The sequence below is a fragment of the Clostridium sp. AF34-13 genome (genome assembly GCF_003477845.1).
Classification (GTDB): domain Bacteria; phylum Bacillota; class Clostridia; order Lachnospirales; family Lachnospiraceae; genus Butyribacter; species Butyribacter intestini.
This window is the reverse complement of the sequence record NZ_QUEB01000035.1, coordinates 300-3,969: the sequence shown is the minus strand read 5'-3', so window position 1 is coordinate 3,969 and position 3,670 is coordinate 300. Positions and strand designations below refer to the sequence as shown.

Annotated in this window: 3 protein-coding genes; 2 read left to right on the top strand and 1 reads right to left on the bottom strand. The window is 34.2% G+C overall.

Features of this window, described 5'->3' with window-relative positions; translation table 11 throughout:
* The first annotated feature begins 231 nt into the window (after positions 1-231).
* Both DWZ63_RS15455 and DWZ63_RS15450 read left to right on the top strand, forming a co-directional pair.
* Positions 232-1,677: a leucine-rich repeat domain-containing protein gene (locus DWZ63_RS15455; protein ID WP_118500358.1), complete on the top strand. Its 1,446-nt coding sequence runs from the start codon at positions 232-234 to the stop codon at positions 1,675-1,677.
* A 13-nt stretch (positions 1,678-1,690) separates the two neighbouring features.
* A complete protein-coding gene (locus DWZ63_RS15450) occupies positions 1,691-3,049 on the top strand; it encodes a leucine-rich repeat domain-containing protein (protein WP_055945527.1) in 1,359 nt (452 codons plus the stop codon).
* A gap of 147 nt (positions 3,050-3,196) precedes the next feature.
* Here DWZ63_RS15450 and DWZ63_RS16080 read toward each other — a convergent pair.
* Positions 3,197-3,670: PD-(D/E)XK nuclease domain-containing protein (locus DWZ63_RS16080; protein WP_243020698.1), on the bottom strand; the 474-nt coding region annotated here is incomplete at its 5' end.

Below are 3,670 nucleotides of genomic sequence, written 5' to 3'. Positions count from 1 at the left end.
GAACAATATAGGGAGGTAGATTATGAGTAAAAATTTAAGAAGAATGGCACCTAAAGAGGAGAAATATAGAAAGTATGCATATATATATTCTATAGATAGAAGCTACATATATTAAGTTTAAATAAAATATTTTTCATTGCAACAAAATTCAAAGAAAGCTGTCTTATATTATAAGAGATGATATGGTGTAGGAATTAAGAGTAAAAAAGTGTGCAGAAATGGAGGTTCAGTATGAAAAAAGAAAAATATATTATAAGCAGAAAATTTATAGGCAGTTTGCTTTTAAAAAACATTATGATGTTTGGTGTTGTTATTTTAGCTGTAGCAGCGCCTATGTTTATGCAGCCTGATAAAACTTCAGCGGCAAAGAAAAAAACAAAACAGACTCAGGAATATGTATCTATGAGTTATAAAAAAGGTGTGCTTACGATTAAGGGAAAGGGGGAGATGGGAGACCCTATAAAAACAACTGTATATGAAAATAAAAATATTAAAAAAGTTGTAATTAAGAAAGGTGTTACGGCAATAGCAGATTTTGCGTTTAAAGGTTGTAAAAAGTTAAAGGAAATAATATTGCCATCAACTTTGAAAAAGATTGGTGCTTATGCGTTTGAAGATTGTCCAATAAAAAATATTACCATTCCAAAATCAGTAAAGAGCATTGAACCAGGAGCGTTTGCAGGCAGTTCAATAAAAAGTATAACTATTCCAAAAACAGTAAAAAAGCTGGGTGAAGGTGTGTTTGGTGACTGTAAAAAACTTGAAAGTATAACAATGCCTGGAAATATAGGAGTAAGAAAATATGAAGAGCCGGATGATGAATATCAGCCAAAGTCTTTTGTGGGAGATTCTTGCAAATCGCTTAAAAAAATAAAATTTACAACAGCACTTGATATTAATATTCTAAAAAGAGTTGGTAAAAGTGGCGGTTTTGAAGTTCTGGCAAATGATCCGAAGTATAAGAGTGTGAACGGATTGTTATATTCAAAAGACGGAAAGACACTTTTAAGGATACCGCTTGGAAGAAAAAGGGTGGTTATATCAGATAAGTGTACAACAGTTACAGCAGGAAGCTATGGGTATGAGATGTATTTTATGGACAGTGCAATGAATGAGATCGTATTTCCCAAAACAGTCAAAAAAATAACATTTGATGATACTTTGGTGGATTCAGAACATTATGAATGTAAAAATATAAAAGTGACATTAAATATGGATTATCTTGATGATCAGTCAATACAGAACTTGTGGAGAACAAATAAGTATTGGAAAAATTCATTAAAGGATGAACTCTTAAGAAAAGGGCTTGCAAAGTTAAATGAGGAAAATGAGCGTATGTTAATGCTTAGCGATGGTTATCTGTGCGGTTATATTATGAAAGAGGGCAGTGATGTTGATGATGAGTCAACATGGGAAAAAATAGACGGACTTGTGATACCTGATAATGTTAAAACAATAGGCTGTGGTGCATTTGCCGGATATTCAATATGCAGTATAACGCTTGGAAGTTCGGTAGAGTGCATAGCCTCATTAGCATTTGGAGGGTGGTCATCAAAGGCAGGCTTGGTTGATGATAATTCAAAGAGGTATGCAGTTGTGTATATGAAAAATAATAATATACAGATAAAGGATAACGCATTTAATATAGGCGGTTATGTCAGGGTTGTTACTTTATAAGGGAGGGTCGGCTATGAAAATTGAAAAGAGTACCAAAAGAATAAAAAATATATTTGCTTTTACAGTAATGATTTGCAGCTTGTGTTTATTTTGTGGATTTTTGGTGACAGAAAAAGCATCAGCAAAAAAAACAACAGTGAAAAAAGTAAGTTCCACATTGAAGAATGGCACATTTACGGTTTCTGGCAAAGGAAAAATGCCTGAGAGTGCCATGCCAAAGGCTGCACAGAAAAAGAAGATTAAAAAGATCGTTATTAAAAATGGAGTAACCGAACTGCCGGAAGACGCATTTAGGGATTGCAGCAAGGCAACAGTTATAACAATAGCACCAACTGTAAGCAGGATAGGTGCAATGGCATTTTATAAAACGGGAGTAGAGAAAATAACAATTCCTAAAAAAGCGAGAAATTTAGGTTATGGTATGCTTCAAAATTGTAAAAATCTTAAGGAATTAACAATACCGGGAAATTTTTGGGCAAGAGAACCTAAAAAAGCGGTCAATAAAAAGAATCTTATTGGTTCATTGATACTTGGAAATGATAATTCAAATATTGTTAAAAAGGTTAAATTTTCAACAGATTTTGTATGGCAATGTCAGGAGACTTTGGGAGACTGCGAGGAATTTGAAGTTTTAGAAACAGATCCATATTATAAAAGCATAGATGGATGTATATATTCAAAGGATGGAAAGAGACTTGAAGCTGTACCATATGGAAGAAAGGAGATTGATATTGCTGAGGGCTGTGAAACCATTGATGTACAAAGTTATTCATATAATATAGAAGCATATATTAATGGAAAACTTGAACGATATATATATGGCGGATGCGGACAGATAGAAAAATTTGTTTTTCCATCGACATTCAAAAGTGTTCAGGGATCAATTTCGGCTTATCATAATCACTCGGATGCCATGTTCAAAAAATGTACTGATATTGAAGTTGAGTTTAAATCGGATAAACTTGACAGAGAGGCATTGAACGGATTATGGGATTCATATTTTATCTGGAGAAAATCACTTGCAAAGGAGCTTGTAAGGATGAATTATGCGGAAATAAAAGATGATATGCTGATAATGGTTGATGATGGGGAACTGTATGGCTATGTTGGGGAAAAGGAAAACGCAGAGCTAACGATTCCTAATGAGGTGAAGTATATTCGTGATAATGCGTTTAATTCGCTGCCGAGTGGAACAGCACAGAAATTTTCAATAAAATCCGTGGTGCTTAATGATATAGTTGATAATTTACCGGAGAATGTTTTTGCGGGAAATCATGGGGTAAAAGTATATATAAGGAGAGCCATATCGATACAGAAACAGGCATTTAACCAGTGCGATAATTATAATATTATCAGGATTACTCTGGTATAGGACAGTATAGAAATATAACAAAGTAAAAAGAGGACATTGCAGACCACATTATAGAAAATGTAAGGGCTGCAATGCTCTTTTTTTTGATTACAAGACAGATTTTCTGTTTAACTTCATTTTAAACAAGAGAATTTTGTAGCTGTTATATTAGGAATTTCTCCACTCCTCAATCACACAGGTATGGTGCTTTTTGTCTGAACCATCCTCATTATAATTGATACCCACTAAAAGAATTTTGTCACTGTATCCGGATAATGCTCCATGATATTTTTTCCCTTTTATCTGCTTAATAGCGGTTTCGGCAGACTGATTATATTTAAGTTCAACAATCATTGCGGGTCTGAATCCTGCATTTGATCTCGGAATAAAAGCAAAATCAGCAAAACCTTTGCCGGCAGGCATTTCACGGACGATATTGTAATATCCCGGTGCTGTAAAATATGCCATTGTGAGGACGCAGCTTAATGAGTTTTCATCGTTGTACTTAAGAACGGATGTGTAGGTGTCATGTGCCTGTTCTATAATTTCTGCAACTTTCGTTTCATCGCCATCAATGGTAGCCATCAGCAATTCGTCACATCTTGAAATTGCCTTTGATATTTCATCCCATGTTCCTGTTTT